Genomic DNA, 1,986 nt, shown 5'->3' with positions numbered 1-1,986 from the left:
AACTGGGCTGCAGCGGTATACCCGCCCCGCTCCGCGATCGCGACGAACGCACGCAAATGCCTGAGAGTGATATTATTCCTCATTCGCGATCGATCTATACTTAAATCATGTTGGATGCGCAATAGTTGTGTGACGAATGTATCGGTATCAGTGCGCGCGAAGCTGATGCCGTTCAGCGCGGGCAATTCCCCCGTCAGGGTGACCTCTTAATCTTCTGGGCCGTCAAGCTCTACCCCGCCACCTTCCGTGCTCAAAACCGCCCGACGACGGACCATCAATCCACTCAACGGTTTAACCTCAACCCTCAGCGCCCACTCACTGCCCAGCGCTAGCGGAAAGGTGAGCAATTACCGATTCCGTCTGTTTGCAACGGCGCAATTTTGTGCGGTTACCGACAATCGCCAACTGTCGGTCCTGAACTGACCGCGCCTGCGGCGGATGCAGCAGGCGCCTCCGTAAAGCTCGTCTCGCATCACCACCGGCTGGATCCGACTAGTTGGCATAGCGCTTGCTCTTTGAACTGCGAGGTTCGCCCAGGAAAGGGAGCCGGTCATTGTCCGTCCTGGTGACACGCTTGAAACCCTGACCACGTCGCCGCCCTTCGGCCAGTTGCTGGGACGGATATACGCAAATACAGGAGTATCGAATATGTCTAATGAGTATAGCTATGACGAGAATTCGGCTCCGACCTATGAACAAATTACCAGAATGCTAGGTAAAGACGCTGAGGCAGACGAAACGGCCGCCTTTCTCGAGCGATTTTCCGGCGGAAGGAGTGCTCTTGAACTTGGCATAGGCAGCGGGCGCGTGGCGGTGCCATTGAGCGAGCGCGGCGTCAAGGTCGAAGGTATCGACAATTCGGACAGTATGTTGAAACTTCTCGCCAAGCGTACCGGTCTGATCAAGGCCTGGAACGAGGACATAGCCGATTTCAGTCCAGAGCAACGCTACGATCTGGTGTATTGCGTTTATAATACGTTTACGCTGCTCTCCACGCGCGAAGAGCAAATAGCTTGCCTCAGATCTGCTGCACAGGCGTTACATGAGGGGGGAGTTTTTGTGATAGAACTGCGTGTTCCAGTCTTGGCTGGTTTCGTCAACGGCCAGAAAATTTCTACTACACTCGTTGATCACGATAACACATTCATCAATGCGGCAATCCATGAACCACTTAAACAGAACTTGATTTCAACCCTCCTCTGGTTTTCTGGCACATCGGTCAGACGTTTCCCACAGCGTAGTCGTTACGTTTTTCACCAGGAGCTCGATACCATGGCCGAATACGGAGGACTTGAGTTAGCGGAGCGTTGGGGAGATTGGGCGAGAGGTGCGTTCACCGATGCATCCAACCGTCATATCTCGGTTTACCGCCGAACAGGATCGCCCAAGACCTCTCCCCATTCGGCAGATCCCTAGTTNTCCAACCGTCATATCTCGGTTTACCGCCGAACAGGATCGCCCAAGACCTCTCCCCATTCGGCAGATCCCTAGTTTGTAACAATATGGCTTCTGCTCAAGGCTCGATAATCGGCAGGTCGATGTAACAACCGGCCGGGCCTCGATGAAGTTGGAGGATGGGCGGCTCGCCGTCGACGGGAACATTTGCAAAGGTGGTCTTGTCGCTACCAGCGAGACACACCCTCAGACGGTAGCCGGCCGGGACACGGGCGGAAATCGGATGCAACGTGAAAGTCAGGATCGCGGCCTCGCCCGGTATAAGCGGTTCGGCGTCGCGTCTCAGGTAGCTGTGCTGTGGTCCCAGCGCGCTGAATGGTGAGTCCGCCCACACCTTTCGGTGCAAGGCGCGAAGCTGGCCGTCGGTGAGGTAGCAGGACACTCCGTCGGGCTTCACGGCTTCCAGATAGGCGAAAAAGTTACCGTCCTCTCGGGTCGAAGTGATGTTCAAATGGACCACGACGTGTCCTGTTATCTCAACATCGCTGGTCAACGGCTCGCTCGTGTAGGCAAGGCGATCGGCGTCGAACT

The 1,986-nt window shown here is 55.5% G+C and carries 3 protein-coding genes; 1 reads left to right on the top strand and 2 read right to left on the bottom strand.

Features of this window, described 5'->3' with window-relative positions; genetic code table 11:
* Window positions 1-185 (bottom strand): LysR family transcriptional regulator (locus X742_RS1000000175285; RefSeq protein WP_210164356.1); only part of this gene is annotated, 185 nt, incomplete at its 3' end.
* 463 nt (window positions 186-648) lie between these two features.
* On the opposite strand from X742_RS1000000175285, the gene X742_RS140630 reads away from it, so the two are divergent.
* Entirely contained in the window at window positions 649-1,416 is a 768-nt protein-coding gene (locus X742_RS140630; protein ID WP_023783304.1) for a class I SAM-dependent methyltransferase, read from the top strand.
* 97 nt (window positions 1,417-1,513) lie between these two features.
* Here X742_RS140630 and X742_RS0139345 read toward each other — a convergent pair.
* A partial coding sequence (locus tag X742_RS0139345; protein ID WP_031248795.1) for a CocE/NonD family hydrolase occupies window positions 1,514-1,986 on the bottom strand: 473 nt, incomplete at its 5' end.

This window comes from Mesorhizobium sp. LNHC229A00 (genome assembly GCF_000502415.1).
GTDB lineage: Bacteria > Pseudomonadota > Alphaproteobacteria > Rhizobiales > Rhizobiaceae > Mesorhizobium.
Note: the sequence above shows the minus strand (reverse complement) of the source record. Positions and strands in the feature narration are given on the sequence as shown.